The following is a 16,793-nucleotide window of genomic DNA, read 5'->3' on the forward strand; positions in this document are numbered from 1 at the left end:
CGAGCACACGGGCACCACGGCAGCACACGCACCACCGTCTGCGCGGACCACGAGCAGTGCACACACCACAAGTGCCGCACGCACCGCACGTGACACCGGCCGCCGGGCCAACCGCCCCTGGCTCTGCGGCCTTTGGGCCGTACCGCCCCGACGCGGAACCACGGTTCGCGATCGAGCCGGGGCGATGCGTACGGGCCCGAGCCGCGTGCGGATGCGGGCGTCCGACGCGAGCGGATTCCGTCCCCGTCGGCGGAGTGCGCGCAGGGCGTGCGCCGCCCACCTGAACGTCCGCCGGGCGTCCTTCCCGTGGGGGGTTGGGACGCCCGGCGGACCCGCCCTGGGGCCAGGTTTTGATGAATACGCCGTTTTCGTACGGCCCTTGCGGTGGACAATAGGGGCATGAGTCAGCAGGGGGAGAGGCCCACCGCAGGCGACGACTGGTGGAACCGGCTGTACGACGAGTCCGCCCCGGACACCGGCCCCGCCGCTGGGGCGGGCGACACGCTCGACGACCGCTTCGACTCCGCGGTGGACACGGTGGGCCCCGAAGGGCCCCCGGGCACCTGGTGGAAACCGTCCCGCCGCGGCAGCGCCCCATGGGAGTCTCCCGCCACCCCGCAGGCCGCGGCCGGTTCCGGCGAGCGCCTGCCCGAGCCCCGTGCCGAGTCCGGGTGGTCTCCACCCGCCGCACCCGCCGGGCCTCCCGCACCCGCCGGGCCTCCCGTACCCGCCGGGCCTCCGCCCCCCGGACCGGGCGCCGGGCCCGTTGGGCCCGTTGGGCCCGGACCTTCCGTACCGTCACAGCCCGTGCCGGAACCGCCGCCGCTGCCCGCCGTGCCCCTGGCCGAAACGGCCGTCACGCCCCCCGATCGCGGGACCCGGAGCGCGGGCCGGCGCGGGGCAGTGCCGTGGGGACGGCGCAAGGAGGGTACGGGCCGCGGCGGGGACGGCCACGTGGGGGACCGGCCGCCCACGTATGACGCCGAGCCCACCGCACTGCCCGCGGCGGATCCGCAGGAACTCGACGGGCTCGCCGCGGACACCGTGCTCGACGGTGCGCGCTACGGCACGTTCACCCTGCGGGCCGCCTCCGCGCGGGGGGACTCCGCCCGGTACCGCGGTGAGCACCGCCGCGACGCACTGCTCACGGCACGCTTCGGCGCCGGCGAGGGGGCCCTCGTGCTCGTCGCCGTGGCCACCGGCGCGCGTGCCGCGGACGGCGCGCACCTCGCCGCCGCCGACGCCTGCCGCTGGATCGGCGGCGCCGTCGGCCGCAGCCACGCCCGGCTCGCCGAGGACATAAGAGCCGGCCGGCGCGGCGAGCTGAAATCGGGGCTCCACCGGCTCACCGACCGCTCCTTCGGCAAGCTCCGCGCCCGCGCCACCGAACTGGGCGTACCACCGGAGGAGTACACGGCGAGCCTGCGGTGCCTGCTGCTGCCCGCCGATCCCGCCTGCCGCACCCGGGTGTTCTTCGGGGTCGGCGAGGGCGGGCTGTTCCGTCTCCGCGACGGCGGCTGGCAGGACCTCGAGCCGTCCCTGCCGGACGCCCCGGCCGGCGAACCCGTCGTCGGCTACGGCTCCCCGCCCGCCGAGACCCGTGACGGCGATCGGCTCACCATGGACCTCGGCGTCACGACACCCCCGTCGCCGCACATCGACGCGCCCGTCCCGCCGCCCGCCGAGCCGTTCCGGTTCCGGGCGTCCGTGGCCCGCCCGGGGGACACGCTGCTGCTCTGCAGCAACGGCCTCGCCGACCCCCTGCGCGGCGAGGCCGCACTCGCCGAGGAACTGGCGGAACGCTGGGCCGGGACGGAACCGCCCGGTCTCGCCGCCTACCTGGCCGACACCCAGCTGAGGGTGAAGGGATACGCCGACGACCGTACGGCGTGCGCCGTCTGGGAGGCGTAACCGCCGGGGCCGTGGATAGATGGACCCATGGCCAAGCAGAACGTCGCAGAACAGTTCGTCGACATCCTCGTCCGCGCCGGCGTGCAGAGGTTGTACGGAGTCGTCGGTGACAGCCTCAACCCCGTCGTCGACGCCATCCGCCGCAACTCCGCCATCGACTGGGTCCAGGTCCGCCACGAGGAGACCGCCGCGTTCGCGGCCGGCGCCGAGGCGCAGATCTCGGGCCGGCTCGCCGCCTGCGCCGGCTCCTGCGGCCCCGGCAATCTGCATCTGATCAACGGCCTCTACGACGCCCACCGCTCCATGGCTCCGGTCCTCGCCCTGGCCTCGCACATCCCGTCGTCCGAGATCGGTCTGGGCTTCTTCCAGGAGACCCATCCGGACCAGTTGTTCAAGGAGTGCAGCCACTACTGCGAGCTGATCTCCAACCCGCAGCAGATGCCGCGCCTGCTGCAGACCGCGGTCCAGCAGGCCATCGGCCGCAGCGGCGTGAGCGTCGTCGCCCTCCCGGGCGACATCGCCTCCCGTCCCGCCCCGGACAAGTCGATCGAGCACGCCCTCGTCACCTCGCGCCCCACCGTCCGGCCCGGCGACTCGGAGATCGACGCGCTGGCGAGGATGATCGACGAGGCGGACCGTGTGACGCTCTTCTGCGGCAGCGGGACCGCCGGCGCGCACCACGAGGTCATGCAGTTCGCCGAGCGCGTGAAGTCGCCCGTCGGCCACGCGCTCCGCGGCAAGGAGTGGATCCAGTACGACAACCCGTACGACGTCGGCATGAGCGGGCTGCTCGGCTACGGCGCCGCCTACGAGGCCACGCACGAGTGCGACCTGCTGATCCTGCTCGGGACGGACTTCCCGTACAACGCCTTCCTCCCGGACGACGTGAAGATCGCCCAGGTCGACATCCGCCCCGAGAACCTGGGACGCCGCTCCAAGCTGGACCTCGCCGTCTGGGGCGACGTGCGCGAGACGCTCCGCTGTCTCACCCCGCGGGTGCGGCTGAAGAACGACCGGCGTTTCCTCGACAAGATGCTCAAGAAGCACGCGGAGGCGCTGGAGGGCGTGATCAAGGCGTACACCCGCAAGGTCGACAGGCACGTCCCGATCCACCCCGAGTACGTGGCGTCGGTCCTCGACGAACTGGCCGACGAAGACGCCGTGTTCACCGTCGACACCGGCATGTGCAACGTCTGGGCGGCCCGTTACATCACTCCGAACGGCCGGCGCCGCATCATCGGCTCCTTCAGCCACGGCTCGATGGCGAACGCCCTGCCGCAGGCCATCGGAGCCCAGTTCACCGACCGTGGCCGCCAGGTCGTCTCGATGTCCGGCGACGGCGGGTTCACCATGCTGATGGGCGACTTCCTCACCCTGCGGCAGCACGACTTGCCGGTCAAGATCGTGCTCTTCAACAACTCCTCGCTCGGCATGGTCGAACTGGAGATGCTGGTTGCGGGCCTGCCCTCGTACGGAACCGGCAACCTCAACCCGGACTTCGCCGAGATGGCCCGGGCCGTGGGGGTCCACGGAGTCCGGGTGGAGAAGCCGAAGCAGCTCGCGGGCGCCCTCAAGGACGCCTTCGCGCACGACGGTCCGGCCCTCGTCGACGTCGTCACCGACCCGAACGCCCTGTCCATCCCGCCGAAGATCAGCGCCGAGATGGTGACCGGTTTCGCGCTCTCCGCCAGCAAGATCGTGCTGGATGGCGGCGTGGGCCGGATGGTCCAGATGGCCCGCTCGAACCTGCGGAACGTGCCGCGTCCGTGACTGCGGGTGAAATCGGCATGCGTGGCGGCACGGCGGCGGGGCATGCATTCCGGGAGTGCCTGTTCGAGCCGGACGGGACGAGCGAAGGGGAAGGGACCGTACCGACGTGCGGTGGGGGAAAATGGCGGGGCGTCAGGAAGGGCCGGGCGCGGCGCAGTTGCGGCGCAGCGTGAGGCGCGCGGACCTCAGGGCGGTACCCGAGGTGAGGAGGGCCCTGCGGGCCCTGCTGGGCCACTGGGGCGAGCCCGGCTCGGCCGATGTGGCGGAGTTGCTGACCAGCGAGCTCGTGACCAACGCGCTGGTGCACACGGAGGAAGGAGCCGTCGTCACGGCGACGGTGGCACCGGCACGACTCCGGGTCGAGGTGCGGGACTTCACGACCGGGCTGGTGGAGCCGCCGGCCGAGCCCGTGCCCGACGAGAGCACGCACGGCCGGGGGCTGCTCCTGGTGCAGAGCCTCGCCGACGCGTGGGGCGTACGGGCCCACGGCCTGGGCAAGGCGGTGTGGTTCGAACTGCACGGCGGGCGGGCGTGACGGTCGCGTCGGACGAGGTCGCGCTGAATTCCTGAGGCCGCGCGGGCTCGCGGCCCTGAGGGCCCGCGCGGACATGGGTGTGACGGGAGGGGCACCGGAACGCGGACGGGCGGGAACCCGGTGGGTCCCGCCCGTGCCGGCACCGTGCGATGTCAGCCGAACTGCTGCTCGAGATGCTTGAGTTTCTGCTCCAGCGAGTCGAGACGCGGCAGGGCCTGGGTGTCGTCCTCGGCCGTGAGGTCGACCGTGACGGGGTCACTGCCCTTGACGGCCTGCAGGGAGGGCCGTGATTGCGACGGCAGTTGCCCGGACTCGGCCATGGCGGGCTCCGCGACGGATCCCACGGCGGCCGGGACGGAGCCCGCGAGCGTGCCGCTCACGGTGGTGGTGACCTCCACCTGCCGCCCGCCCCGCCGCCCCCACGCCCGGTGCTGCCGGCTGAGCGCCCGCAGCCGTGCCCGCTCCAGCTTCTCGTGATCGCGCCGGCGCACGCGCTCCTGCTCCTTCTGCCGTCGGTCCTCGCGCACCTCGTCGACCGCTTCGTCCAGGGTGCGCACACCTTCGAGCAGCATCAGCGACCAGGCGCCGAACGTCTCACGGGGGGCGCGCAGCCACCGTACGACCCGGATCTGCGGCAGCGGCCGGGGCACCAGGCCCTGCTCCCGCAGCGCCGCCCGGCGGGTCTGCTTCAGCGCCCGGTCGAAGAGCACGGCCGCGGACAGCGACATGCCCGCGAAGAAGTGCGGGGCGCCGTCGTGGCCGAGCCCGCGCGGCGCGTGGACCCAGTTGAACCAGGCCGCCGCACCGGCGAACAGCCAGACCAGGATGCGCGAGCCCAGTGCGGCGTCGCCGTGGCTGGCCTCGCGCACCGCGAGCACCGAGCAGAACATCGCGGCACCGTCGAGGCCGAACGGGACCAGGTACTCCCAGCCGCCGGACAGGTTCAGGTTCTGCCGGCCGAAGCCGACCAGGCCGTGGAAAGAGAGTGCCGCGGCGACCGCGGCGCAGCAGAAGAGCAGGAGGTAGGAGGCGGTGCCGTAGACGGCCTCCTTGCGCCTGCGGCGCTCCTCACTGCGTTCCCAGGAGTCCTCGGCCGCGGCCCCGCCTCCGTCGCGTCTGCCGCGCGCGAGCACCGCCACCGCCGCGACGACCCCTGCGAGCATCACGCCGCCCGGAAGCAGCCAGTCGAGCGATATGTCGGTCAGTCTCATGCGGTGTCCCTTGCATCTGCATCGCGTTGGGCGTTTCGCGCGCCATACTGGCCGAATTGCCGTCGCGGACAGGGGGTTTCCCGGCAAGAGTGCGCCAAGAGGGTCCGGGGGCCCGCGAATAGGCGCCATTCGCTCGAACACCTCTGCAGGCAAAGGGAATTGAGTTCGATTACGGCAGCTCGGATGCCGCCGGGACGCCGGGCACCCGAGCCACGGGAGCGCCGGGCGCCGAACCAGCCGGATACCGCCGGGTCAGCCCTGAGCGGCGAGGCGCCGCACACGGTCGTCGTCGCAGGTGCGAGGGCAGGTGACGCAGGTGTCCTCGGGGCGCAGCGTGTAGAACAGGCAGCAGCTCGCCCGGTCCCTGGTGGGCAGCGGCTCCCCGGACGGCCCGGTGAGCTCGCGGAACCCGGCCGTGCCGACGTACGGCTTGGCCGTGCCCGGCAGCAGCGCCTCGAGCTCCGCCATCGCGCGCCGCTCCTCGCCGAGGAGGTGCGCCACGTACCAGAGCCCCTCGACGACCTCGTCCGTCGCCATGCCCCACAGAGCGCGCCGCCCGCGCCGCATCCGCGGCCCGAAACCGTCGAGGATCGACCCCATGTGCTCGGCGACGGCGTCCCGCACCTCCGCGCGCAGCGCGTCCTCGTCGGGCACCACCCGTGCGCCCGGGAGCGCTGCCGCCGGGTCGCCTGGCAGACAGGAGAAGGCCCGGACGCGGACCGCCATCCGGCCCCGGGCCCGCTGGTAGGAGACGTCCGCCACGGGGAGCCGCGGCACGCGCCGCTCCACGAACCACGGCACGGTGATCAGCAGGCAGGCCGGCCAGGCGTAGCGGTGGAGCCCGAAGCTTGCGACGACGTCGGGGCGGGCCCGCTGTCCGTAGTCCTGCAGCACCTGCGCGTTGTCCCACGCCAGGAACGCGTCGAGGGCGGCGCCGCCGGCCGCGAGTTCCGCCGCCGCGACCCAGCCGGCTCCGCTCGGTGCCGGCTCGTCGTCCGCGAGCTGCCGCACCCGCAAACCGGGGAACACCGCGGACATCCGTGCGTACGCGCCGGTCACGGGCGCCGTGGCGGCGGACGGGGCGGAAGGCCGCGAGCCGTGAAGAACAGCGGGGACCGTCATGCGGGGACCACCGAATCGCGATCGTTAGCAGGTTAGCCTTACCTTACCCGGCCCGATCCGTGTTTGAACTGTGACCCCGTCCGCTTATCGTGCACGCAGGACCCGTGCCGTGCGAGCCGGGCCCGGAAGGCCCCGGAGGAGGACCCGAGTGGAGCAGGGCAGAGCGCGCGGCCATGCCGCGGCACCGCCGTCGGCGTCCGTCCGCGTTCCCGGGCAGAACCGGGCGGAGCACGCTCCCGGCCCCGGCCCGGACCCCGGACACATCCCGGACCCGTCGCGCGGGCCCGCTGCTTCGCACGGGGGGCCTGTCGCCTCCCAGGGTCCGGTCGCGTCCCAGGGCCCGGTTCCGCCCCCGTGGGGATACGTGCCGTCGCAGGGCCCGGTTCCTTCTCCGGACCGGGCGGAGGCGTCCGCCCAGGAGCACCGTCCCGCACAAGGACCCGGTCCGGTACCGGGGCCCCGCCCCGCGCCCGGTTCCGTGGAGTGGCCGGCCCCGCCTTCCGGGCAGACCGCCGAGGAGCGCGCCATCGGCGCCCGCCCGTCCGCCGGCGAGCGGGGAGACGGCGCACGCGGGGGATCGGGCCGCGAGCCGTCCGGCACCGGTGCTCCCGCCCCGCGCCGGCACGACGAGGGGGCCGAACGGCCGTCCGGCACGCACGTCCGCGGCGAGCACACCCACAGCGAACCCCCGGCGCCCGGCACGGTCGTCCGTCGCCACTCCGTGCGCGGCCAGATCCTGGACGCACTCCGAGCGGCCCTCGTCAGCGGCGAACTGCGCCCCGGCGAGGTCTACTCGGCTCCCGCGCTCGGCGAACGCTTCGGCGTCTCCGCCACCCCCGTACGCGAGGCGATGCAGCAGCTCGGCCTCGAAGGCGCCGTGGAGACGGTCCCGAACCGCGGCTTCCGCGTCGTCGTGCGCACGGCCCGGGAACTGGCCGAGCTCGCCGAGGTCCGCGCCCTCATCGAAGTACCGGTGATGCTGCGGCTCGCCCGGACCGTCCCGGCCGCCCGCTGGGCCGAACTCGTCCCGCTCGCCGAGGCGTCGGCGGTCGCCGCCGCGACCGGCGACCGGGCCGGATACGCGGAGTCCGACCGGGCCTTCCACCGTGCCGTCCTCTCGCTCGCCGGCAACGACCAGCTCGTCGCCGTCGCGGACGACCTCCACCGGCGCTCGCAGTGGCCCCTCGTGAGCGCCCCCGCCCCCCGCCGGGCCGACCTCGTGGCCGACGCGGCCGAGCACGCGGCCCTGCTGGAGGCGCTGATCGCGCAGGATCTGGCCGTGGTGACCTCCCTCGTACGGGAGCACTTCAACGGCGCGGACCGCTAGGCGGTGCCCGTGCCCGACCCGGTCGTTCCCCTCGCGGCCCAGAGCGTGCACGGCACGGTGTGGACCCTCGCCAACCGGTTCGGCGTCGTGGCGAGGAGCCCCGGCGAGCTGGTCGGCGCGCTGACGGGCCTCGGACTCACGGGCGCCGCCGTCGTCGCCTCCCCGCCCGCCGCCGGGGAGCCGGCCGAGGTCGCCGAACTCGTCCGTGCCCTCAGGGACCTGGGCCACATCCGGCTCGTCCCCCCGCCCGGGCGGGAACCGGGGAACGGCGACCACGGAGCCCCGGTACCGGAGCCGGAAGCCGCTCCCCGTCCGCCCGGTACGGCCCCCGGCGCGGTCGTGGACGGCCTCGGACGGGAGGCCTCTGCCGGGCCGTCGGACCTCGGCGACCCCGCCGTGGTCTGTGCCGCCGACCCCGTGGGCGTGACCGCCGCGTACGAGCACGGCGCCGATGCCCCGGGCGGACGGCCGGGTGGAGGCGGCCCGGGTGAGCACGGTGGGTCGCACGGGCGCCCGGACGCACCCGGTGGCCGGGACGAGCACGGCGGACTGCGTGCCGCCTGGTTCCGGGCCGGCCAGTCGCTGATCCGCGAGCAGCCGCCTGCCGAGCGGGCACTCGTCCTGCTCACCGTGCTCGGCGACGATGCCGATCCGCGTCTTCGCCCCGCCCTGAACGCCCTCGCAGCCACCGCCCCGTGGCGCTCCGACTGGACCCGGGTACGCGGCGATGTCGCGCCGCCCTGGCCCGGTCCGGTGGCCGCGCTCGCCCAGGGCACGGGCCGCTGGGCGGAGCATCTGCTCGTCGCCGATCAGCGCGGGGCGATACGTTCGGTGCGCCCCGCCGACGCCACACCCGCGCCGGGGACGGCCACCATGCCCGTACGGATCACGGCTCTCGCCCCGCTGCCCGACGGGACTCTGCTGATGCTGGACGAGCGGGGCCGCCTCCGCGCCCATGGCGACACCCCGCTGACGGATGCGGTGGCCGCCACGCTGGACGCGCATCCGGGCACGGCGCTGGCCGCGACGGGCAGGCTCGTCCTGGTCGGCGACCGTCACGGATCGCTGCACGCGTTCGGCTACGACGGCATGCACCAGACCGCGGCGCACCGCGGCCGCGTCACCGCCGTGGCCGTGGCAGACGGTCCTGCGCCGCTGGTCTGCAGCGGGGGCGCAGACGGCACGGTCCGAACCTGGACGCCCGGCCGCAGCCCGGAGAACACCCCGTTCGCGGAACGGGACTTCCCGGTGACCGCCCTCGCGGCCCACGGCCGTACGCTGGCCGTCGCCTGGGCGGACGGACTCGTCGAACTCCGCCGTCTGGGCACGGCCGAGGCACTGCCGCTGCGGCCCGGCCCGCCGGTCCGGGCGGTTGCGGTGGCGGGGGAGGGGTCGGTCGTCATCGGAACGGACGACACGCTGTTCCGGGTCACGGCACGCGCTCCGTCCTGACCGCCGCCGGGGCATAACCAGGCCCGTTCCGCCTCCCGGGCCACGGTGGCGAGGCCGGCTGCCGAACGCCTCGGGCCGCCGGGCCCGACGGGCAGTGCCCCACCGCAGGGCCGGGGCACGTGACATGTGACCGGGCCGGGACCAGGGCACGTGACATGTCACAGGGCCAGGATCGGGGCCGACCGGTCTGGGCGCGTGCGGTGTCGGCCCCGGTGGTCACCCCACCGGGGTAGGTGACCCGTGCGTCCCGTCGCCGGGGGAGCCAGGGATGTGAACCCGCCGGGGCAGAACCCGAGGTGTCACGGCGTCACGCCGCGGGGGCCGGTGGGGCGAGTTGGTCCGCGAGCCAGGTCGGGACGCCGCCGAGCAGACGGAACAGGCGGGCCGCCTCGGTGCGCAGGCGGGTCGCCTCCGGTTCAGGCTCGGTGTCGGCGAGCGCCGCCAGCGCCGGGGCCGTACCGATCAGATAGCCCAACTCCTCGCGAATGCGCAGGGATTCGGTGAATCCCTGTCGGGCCTCCGCGAGTTCGCCGTCGCGCAGGGCGAGCGCCGCGAGGTGGCGCCAGGTGAAGGACGTCAGCAGCGTGTCGCCGTGGGCGAGGGCGCCGGCGTGGGCGCGGTGGTAGGCCGCACGGGCGGCCTGCGCCGAGTCGGCGAGGTGCTCGGCGACCAGGCCCCGGCGGAAGTCGAGGAGCGGCCGTCCCGCTGCGTCCGGGGCGAGCAGCGCCGCCGCCCGGCCGAGGGCGGCGCGGGCCTCGTCGGCCCGGTCGCGCACACCCAGCACTGTGGAGGCGTAGGCGAGTTGACCGCGCTCGCAGGCGGCCGCACCGCGCTCGTCGTCGTCGCGCGCCGAGGCCTCCGCCGCGCGCAGGGCGTCCTCAGCGTCCGCCCAGCCGACGCCCGTGAACAGGCAGCGCTCCACGAGGAGGGAGGCACGTTGCAGGGCCGGCGCGGCGGACGCCGCGTGGGGAGCGAGGAGGGCTGCCGCGTCCGTCCAACAGCCGCGCGAGCGCAGCCGCCATACCGCGATCTGGAGTGGATCATCACTTGCCGTGGTTCCGGAACCAGACATGGCGGTATACGCCACATTGCCCTCCCCAAGCGCGCCATTGTGCTGTTGAGTCAGACGGAATCAGAGCACGGATCGGGCTACGTGGCCAAGGGGTCTGGTGAATCAATTCACAATCGCCGGGTGTGTGATCCGCGAAGGCCGTGCAATTCCGGTGCGATCCGGGCCCGGCGGAGCCTTCGTGGACATTCGGGTGAACGTACGTACGCCGCTTGACGGGTCCGCACCTGGTGCAGGCGCGTAGCGGTTCCGGTCGCGATTCCGCGGTCGTCTGCTGCGTCGCAGGTCGGCGGAGTGCCCGTGGGTGTCCGTCGGCGCGCCCGCCGCCCGCCGGCGTCGGGCCGCGCCCGTCGCGCGCTCGCCTCCGGCCGCCGCATCCGCCTCGGCGGCGGCTGAGGCGGCCGGTGCCGGCCGTGCCGAACCGGTTCGCGGGTCAGCTCATCCGCAGGGCCAGGAAGAAGTCGAGCTTGTCCTCCAGCCGCGACAGGTCCCGGCCCGTCAGCTGCTCGATCCGGCCCACCCGGTACCGCAGCGTGTTCACGTGCAGATGGAGCCGGGCGGCGCAGCGCGTCCACGAGCCGTCGCAGTCCAGGAACGCCTCGAGCGTCGGGATCAGTTCGGCGCGGTGGCGGCGGTCGTATTCGCGCAGCGGGTCGAGGAGCCGGGCCGTGAACGCCCTGCGGACGTCGTCGGGGACGAAAGGCAGCAGCAGGACGTGCGACGCCAGTTCGTGGTGGCCGGCCGCGCACACCCGGCCCGGGCGGGCGGCGGCGACCCGGCGCGCGTGCCGGGCCTCCTCCAGGGCGCCGCGGAGTCCTTCCGCGGAGTGGACGGCGGCGCTGACACCGAGGGTGAGCCGGCCGTCGTCGGCGAGCCCGGAGGAGAGCGGTTCGCGGACCGCCGCGAGCAGGGCTTCCGCGTGCAGCCCGGTGTCCTCCCGGGCGTGATCCGGCTCGTCGGCGTGCCCCTCGCCGGCCTGTTCCTCGTCGGGCTCGGCCGCCGAGGCCGGCACCGCGGGCAGCGGGACGAGTGCGACGGCCTCCTCGCCGGTGTGGGCGACGGCGATCCGGTCCGCGGTCTCGGCGCCCGGGGCCGCCGGGTCCACGAGAATCTCCTCCAGCAGCGACTGGGCGGCCGGCCCGGCCTCGACGGGGGAGCCGCCCTCCTCCTCCCAGTCGACCCGGGCCACGACGACCTGCCAGTGGGGCGCCGTGCCGAGGCCCGGCAGGAGGACGGGGGCGGCGACCCTCAGCCGGGCGGCGATCTCGGCGGGCGGGGCACCCGTCTGGACGAGCTCCAGGACCTCCTGGGCCAGCCGGCGCCGAACGGTGCGGGCCGCGTCCCGCCGGTCCCGTTCGACGGCGATCAGCTGGGTGACGCCCTGCAGCAGGTCGAGCCGGGCGGCCGGCCAGTCGGACGCGTCCGCCTCCACGGCCAGCAGCCAGTCCGACAGCACGGTCTCGCGCACGTCCCGGGACGCCGGTACCGCACCCCGACCGGTGTTCCGGATCGGGAACAGCGAATACGTGGTTCCGCCGACGGTGGCGCGATGGGGGCCGCGGCGCCCCGTGCGGGTCGCGGCCAGGTGCTCGGCGGCCAGTTCGGCACCGGCCCCGGGCGTCAGCGGCTCACCCGCCCCCGCGATCCGGCGTCCGGTAGGGGAGAGGACCCATGCGCGAAGGTCCAGGTCGGAGCCGAGGAGGTCCAGGACCACCTCGGGGCCGCCGCCCGCCGGACCCGAGGTCATCAGCCGGCGGTGACGGTCGACGACGGCGGCCAGGTCGCCGGCCCGCTCCCCTGACACCTGGCGCACCACATGCTCGGTGATCGTTGCGAATGCGACGTCCTCGTTGACGGCGAAGAGGGGCAGCCGGTGGCGTTCGCAGGCCAGGACGAGATCGTCCGGCACGTCGCCGAGTTCCGCCTCGCCCGCGGCCAGCCCGACGACCCCCGCGCTTGCGAGAATGCGTACAAAAGGCTCGGAGTCATCGGCGCTGCGCCGCCAGGCGAGCCCGGTGAGTACGAGTTCACCGCCCGAGAGGTAGCGGCTCGGGTCGCGAAGGTCGGTCGTCATCACGCCGCGGACGGTGCGGTCCAGCTCGTCGTCGCCGCCGAGCAGCCGCAGTCCCAGCGCGTCGGTCTCCAGCAGTGCGCGCAGCCGCATCTCGTCGCCGCCGATCTGTCGTGTCGTGCCGTTGGACTGTGCTGAGGGATGTGCCGATGGTGTCGGGAGGAAAACGGAGAGGTTACCGGCCTCCGCCTTTCGTTCGAATCTACAAGACGAGGGTGGCGACCAGCCAACTCCTTCATGGTTTCGGTGACTGCACCCGGCGGGGCGGTCCTTGTGTACTGGGCCACACCGCGTTAACAGGACATGAACATCCCGCCAGGGCCGGCCGTCCCCGGGCCCCAGTGAACGACCGAATCACGTAGAAGAGAGCCACTCATGGACTTCCTTCGCCCCGCCGGCTGGGAGGAGGCGCTCGCCGCGAAGGCCGAGCACCCCACCGCTGTGCCCATCGCGGGTGGCACCGACATCATGGTCGAGATCAACTTCGACCACCGTCGGCCCGAGTACCTCCTGGACCTGAACCGCATCACCGAGCTGAGCGAATGGGAAGTCGGCGAGGAGAGCGTCCGGCTGGGCGCCTCCGTTCCGTACACGCGGATCATGGAGAACCTCCGGACCGAGCTGCCCGGGCTGGCGCTCGCCTCCCACACCGTCGCCTCGCCGCAGATCCGCAACCGCGGCGGCGTCGGCGGCAACCTCGGCACCGCGTCCCCCGCCGGTGACGCCCACCCGGCCCTGCTGGCCGCCGGCGCCGAGGTCGAGGTGGAGTCGGTGCGGGGCACCCGCCTCATCCCGATCGACGAGTTCTACACCGGCGTGAAGCGCAACGCGCTCGCCCCGGACGAGCTCATCCGGGCCGTGCACATCAGGAAGGCCGACGGGCCCCAGCAGTACTCGAAGGTCGGCACCCGCAACGCGATGGTCATCGCCGTGTGCGCCTTCGGCATCGCGCTGCACCCCGAGACCCGCACCGTGCGGACGGGTATCGGCTCGGCCGCGCCGACCCCGGTGCGGGCCGAGGCCGCCGAGGAGTTCCTGAACGCCGCACTCGCGGAGGGCGGCTTCTGGGACAGCGGCAAGATCATCACTCCCTCGATCGCCAAGCAGTTCGCGGAGCTCGCCTCCGGCGCCTGCAACCCGATCGACGACGTCCGCGGCACCGCCAGGTACCGCCGGCACGCGGTCGGCATCATGGCCCGCCGCACGCTGGGCTGGACCTGGGAGCAGTACCGCGGAAGCGGCCGCACGCTTGAAGGAGCTGCATAACCATGCGCGTGAATTTCACGGTCAACGGCCGTAGGCAGGAAGCCGACGACGTGTGGGAGGGCGAGAGCCTCCTCTACGTGCTGCGTGAGCGCCTCGGGCTGCCCGGCTCCAAGAACGCCTGCGAGCAGGGCGAGTGCGGTTCCTGCACGGTCCGCCTCGACGGTGTGCCCGTCTGTTCGTGCCTGGTCGCGGCCGGGCAGGTCGAGGGCCGGGAGGTCGTCACCGTCGAGGGCCTGGCGGACTTCGCGAAGCAGCGCGCCGAGCACTCCGGGCACGGCGGCGCCTGCGCGACCGGCGCCTGCGGCGGCACCTCGCTGCAGGACGCCCGTTCGTGGACGGCCAAGGGGACCGACTCGCAGACCGGCGAGGGCACCGAACTGTCCCCGATCCAGCAGGCGTTCATCGACGCCGGAGCCGTGCAGTGCGGCTTCTGCACCCCGGGCCTGCTGGTCGCCGCCGACGAGCTGCTGGAGCACAACGCCTCCCCGACCGACGCGGACATCCGCGAGGCGCTGTCCGGCAACCTGTGCCGCTGCACCGGTTACGAGAAGATCCTCGACGCGGTCCGCCTCGCGGCCGCGCGCCAGGGAGAGGCGGTCTGAGCACCATGGCGCTGAATCCACGAGTCGCCGCCGTCCCGGCCGGCACCCCCACCAAGGTCACGCAGGGTTCGCAGACCAAGGGCGGCATCGGCGAGTCCACCCTCCGCCCCGACGGCACCCTCAAGGTCACCGGCGAGTTCGCGTACTCCTCGGACATGTGGCACGAGGACATGCTGTGGGGCCAGACGCTGCGCTCCACCGTCGCGCACGCCGAGATCCGGTCGATCGACGTCTCCGAGGCCGTCGCGATGCCCGGCGTGTACGCGGTGCTCACCTACGACGACCTGCCCGCCGAGATGAAGAACTACGGGCTGGAAATCCAGGACACGCCGGTTCTCGCCCACGGGAAGGTCCGCCACCACGGCGAGCCGGTGGCCCTCGTCGCCGCCGACCACCCGGAGACGGCCCGCCGCGCCGCGGCCAGGATCAGGATCGACTACGCCGAGCTGCCGCTGATCACCGACGAGGCGTCGGCGACGGCACCCGACGCGGTCCTCGTCCACGAGAACCGCGACGACCACCACATCGGCCACGTCCCGCACCCGAACATCGTGCACCGCCAGCCCATCGTCCGCGGCGACGTGGCGGAGGCCCGCAAGCGCGCCGACGTCATCGTCGAGGGCGAGTACGTCTTCGGCATGCAGGACCAGGCGTTCCTCGGCCCGGAGTCCGGCCTGGCCGTGCCCGCCGAGGACGGCGGCGTCGACCTGTACGTCGCCACCCAGTGGCTGCACTCCGACCTGCGCCAGATCGCCCCGGTCCTCGGCCTGCCCGCGGAGAAGGTGCGGATGACGCTCTCCGGCGTCGGCGGTGCCTTCGGCGGCCGCGAGGACCTGTCGATGCAGATCCACGCCTGCCTGCTGGCGCTGCGCACCGGCAAGCCGGTCAAGATCGTCTACAACCGTTTCGAGTCCTTCTTCGGCCATGTGCACCGCCATCCGGCGAAGCTGCACTACGAGCACGGCGCCACCCGGGACGGCAAGCTCACGCACCTGAAGTGCCGGATCGTCCTGGACGGCGGCGCGTACGCCTCGGCCTCCCCGGCGGTCGTCGGCAACGCCGCCTCGCTGTCGGTCGGCCCGTACGTCGTCGACGACGTCGACATCGAGGCCATCGCGCTCTACAGCAACAACCCGCCCTGCGGCGCGATGCGCGGCTTCGGCGCGGTCCAGGCGTGCTTCGCCTACGAGGCCCAGATGGACAAGCTGGCGGCCGCCCTCGGCATGGACCCGGTCGAGCTCCGGCAGCTGAACGCCATGGAGCAGGGCACGATCATGCCGACGGGCCAGCCGGTCGACTCCCCGGCCCCCGTCGCCGAGCTGCTGCGCCGCGTCAAGTCCCGCCCGCTCCCGCCGGAGCGCCAGTGGGAGGTCGCGGGCGGCGAGGCCGATGTGCGCGCCCTGCCCGGCGGACTGTCCAACACCACCCACGGCGAGGGCGTCGTCCGCGGTGTCGGCTACGCGGTCGGCATCAAGAACGTCGGCTTCTCCGAGGGCTTCGACGACTACTCGACGGCCAGGGTGCGCATGGAGGTCGTGGGCGGCGAGCCGGTCGCGACCGTGCACACCGCGATGGCGGAGGTCGGCCAGGGCGGTGTCACCGTCCACGCCCAGATCGCCCGTACGGAGCTGGGCGTCACCCAGGTGACCATCCACCCGGCCGACACGCAGGTCGGCTCCGCAGGCTCCACCTCCGCGTCCCGCCAGACGTACGTCACGGGCGGGGCGGTGAAGAACTCCTGCGAGCTGGTCCGCGAGAAGGTCCTGGAGATCGGCCGCCGCAAGTTCGGCTCCTACCACCCGGCCTGGGCCACCGCCGAGCTGCTGCTCGAAGGCGGCAAGGTCGTCACCGACGGCGGCGAGGTCCTCTCCGACCTGGTGGACGTGCTGGAGGACGAGGCCGTCGAGGTGGAGGCCGAGTGGCGGCACCGCCCGACCGAGGCCTTCGACCTGCGCACCGGCCAGGGCAACGGCCATGTCCAGTACTCGTTCGCGGCGCACCGCGCGGTTGTCGAGGTCGACACGGAGCTGGGCCTGGTGAAGGTGGTCGAGCTGGCCTGTGCGCAGGACGTCGGCAAGGCGCTGAACCCGCTGTCCGTGGTCGGTCAGATCCAGGGCGGCACGACCCAGGGTCTGGGAGTGGCCGTCATGGAGGAGATCATCGTCGACCCGAAGACCGCGAAGGTGCGCAACCCCTCCTTCACGGACTATCTGATCCCCACCATCCTCGACACCCCGACGATCCCGGTCGACGTGCTCGAACTCGCCGACGAGCACGCCCCGTACGGGCTCCGCGGCATCGGCGAGGCCCCGACCCTGTCCTCCACGCCGGCCGTCCTCGCGGCGATCCGCGACGCGACGGGTCTGGAGCTCAACAGGACGCCGGTACGCCCGGAGCACCTGACCGGCACCTGACCGGCACCTGAGCCGAGGCGGCACCTGAGCCGCGGGGGTTCCG

The 16,793-nt window shown here is 73.8% G+C and carries 12 protein-coding genes; 8 read left to right on the forward strand and 4 right to left on the reverse strand.

Annotation, left to right across the window (positions count from 1 at the left end):
• The first annotated feature begins 399 nt into the window (after positions 1-399).
• The 3 genes from BLT82_RS01780 to BLT82_RS01790 all read left to right on the forward strand — a co-directional run bounded on the left by BLT82_RS01780 (position 400) and on the right by BLT82_RS01790 (position 4,216).
• On the forward strand, positions 400-1,911 hold the full coding sequence (locus BLT82_RS01780; protein ID WP_093651969.1) for a protein phosphatase 2C domain-containing protein: 1,512 nt from the start codon (positions 400-402) through the stop codon (positions 1,909-1,911).
• A gap of 27 nt (positions 1,912-1,938) precedes the next feature.
• On the forward strand, positions 1,939-3,681 hold the full coding sequence (locus tag BLT82_RS01785) for a pyruvate dehydrogenase (protein WP_093651970.1): 1,743 nt from the start codon (positions 1,939-1,941) through the stop codon (positions 3,679-3,681).
• 121 nt (positions 3,682-3,802) lie between these two features.
• Entirely contained in the window at positions 3,803-4,216 is a 414-nt protein-coding gene (locus tag BLT82_RS01790) for an ATP-binding protein (RefSeq protein WP_208867642.1), read from the forward strand.
• Between the two features lie 152 nt (positions 4,217-4,368).
• Here the strand turns inward: BLT82_RS01790 and BLT82_RS01795 are convergent, their stop codons facing one another.
• Both BLT82_RS01795 and BLT82_RS01800 read right to left on the reverse strand, forming a co-directional pair.
• Positions 4,369-5,427, reverse strand: coding sequence for a DUF2637 domain-containing protein (locus BLT82_RS01795; RefSeq protein ID WP_093651972.1), 1,059 nt, complete (start codon positions 5,425-5,427; stop codon positions 4,369-4,371).
• Positions 5,428-5,679: 252 nt separating this feature from the next.
• Complete coding sequence (locus BLT82_RS01800) at positions 5,680-6,549, reverse strand: (2Fe-2S)-binding protein (protein ID WP_093651973.1); 870 nt, start codon at positions 6,547-6,549, stop codon at positions 5,680-5,682.
• Between the two features lie 478 nt (positions 6,550-7,027).
• Between BLT82_RS01800 and BLT82_RS01805 the strand changes: the two genes are divergently transcribed.
• Together BLT82_RS01805 and BLT82_RS01810 are read left to right on the forward strand one after the other, a co-directional pair.
• On the forward strand, positions 7,028-7,876 hold the full coding sequence (locus tag BLT82_RS01805; protein WP_244291776.1) for a GntR family transcriptional regulator: 849 nt from the start codon (positions 7,028-7,030) through the stop codon (positions 7,874-7,876).
• A gap of 9 nt (positions 7,877-7,885) precedes the next feature.
• Positions 7,886-9,328 carry a WD40 repeat domain-containing protein gene (locus BLT82_RS01810; RefSeq protein WP_143041466.1) on the forward strand — a complete coding sequence of 481 codons (1,443 nt, stop codon included), beginning with the start codon at positions 7,886-7,888 and terminating at the stop codon, positions 9,326-9,328.
• 307 nt (positions 9,329-9,635) lie between these two features.
• Here the strand turns inward: BLT82_RS01810 and BLT82_RS01815 are convergent, their stop codons facing one another.
• Together BLT82_RS01815 and BLT82_RS01820 are read right to left on the reverse strand one after the other, a co-directional pair.
• The gene (locus BLT82_RS01815) at positions 9,636-10,400 is read right to left on the reverse strand and encodes a hypothetical protein (RefSeq protein ID WP_208867643.1); all 765 of its coding nucleotides are present in this window, start codon (positions 10,398-10,400) and stop codon (positions 9,636-9,638) included.
• Positions 10,401-10,830: 430 nt separating this feature from the next.
• Positions 10,831-12,561, reverse strand: a complete 1,731-nt coding sequence (locus BLT82_RS01820) for a PucR family transcriptional regulator (protein WP_093651977.1) — start codon at positions 12,559-12,561, stop codon at positions 10,831-10,833.
• A gap of 282 nt (positions 12,562-12,843) precedes the next feature.
• Here BLT82_RS01820 and BLT82_RS01825 point away from each other — a divergent pair, with 282 nt between their 5' ends.
• The 3 genes from BLT82_RS01825 to pucD are packed head-to-tail and all read left to right on the forward strand — an operon-like array spanning position 12,844 to position 16,750.
• Positions 12,844-13,734, forward strand: a complete 891-nt coding sequence (locus BLT82_RS01825) for an FAD binding domain-containing protein (RefSeq protein ID WP_093651978.1) — start codon at positions 12,844-12,846, stop codon at positions 13,732-13,734.
• A gap of 2 nt (positions 13,735-13,736) precedes the next feature.
• Positions 13,737-14,336, forward strand: a complete 600-nt coding sequence (locus BLT82_RS01830; RefSeq protein WP_093651979.1) for a (2Fe-2S)-binding protein — start codon at positions 13,737-13,739, stop codon at positions 14,334-14,336.
• A gap of 5 nt (positions 14,337-14,341) precedes the next feature.
• Positions 14,342-16,750 carry a xanthine dehydrogenase subunit D gene (gene pucD / locus BLT82_RS01835; RefSeq protein ID WP_093651980.1) on the forward strand — a complete coding sequence of 803 codons (2,409 nt, stop codon included), beginning with the start codon at positions 14,342-14,344 and terminating at the stop codon, positions 16,748-16,750.
• Positions 16,751-16,793 lie beyond the last annotated feature (43 nt).

Origin of the sequence: Streptomyces wuyuanensis, from assembly GCF_900103455.1 — a bacterium.
Lineage (GTDB): Bacteria > Actinomycetota > Actinomycetes > Streptomycetales > Streptomycetaceae > Streptomyces > Streptomyces wuyuanensis.